Source organism: Bacillus cereus group sp. BfR-BA-01355, from assembly GCF_022663675.1.
Lineage (GTDB): Bacteria > Bacillota > Bacilli > Bacillales > Bacillaceae_G > Bacillus_A > Bacillus_A thuringiensis_S.
The window spans coordinates 1-253 of record NZ_JAKUFY010000412.1 but is presented as its reverse complement, the minus strand read 5'-3'; the positions used below and the strand labels follow the sequence as shown (position 1 = coordinate 253).

The following is a 253-nucleotide window of genomic DNA, read 5'->3' as shown; positions in this document are numbered from 1 at the left end:
ACAATCTTATACCACAAAACAAACAAATGAAAACATTGCCGTTGTAGGGAACAAAATAAAGTTGCCGAAACTAGGCCTTGTTCGATTTGCCAAAAGTCGCGAAGTAGAGGGACGTATTGTAAATGCTACAGTTAGACGGAATCCTTCTGGTAGATATTTTGTGTCACTATTAGTTGAAACAGAAGTACAAGAACTTCCGAAAACACATTCTTACATTGGAATAGATGTAGGACTAAAAGATTTCGCTATTTTG

Annotated in this window: 1 pseudogene; it reads left to right on the top strand. The window is 36.4% G+C overall.

Annotated elements, in window-relative coordinates:
• Positions 1 to 253, top strand: a pseudogene (locus MR167_RS32280) (IS200/IS605 family element RNA-guided endonuclease TnpB); the annotation flags it as partial.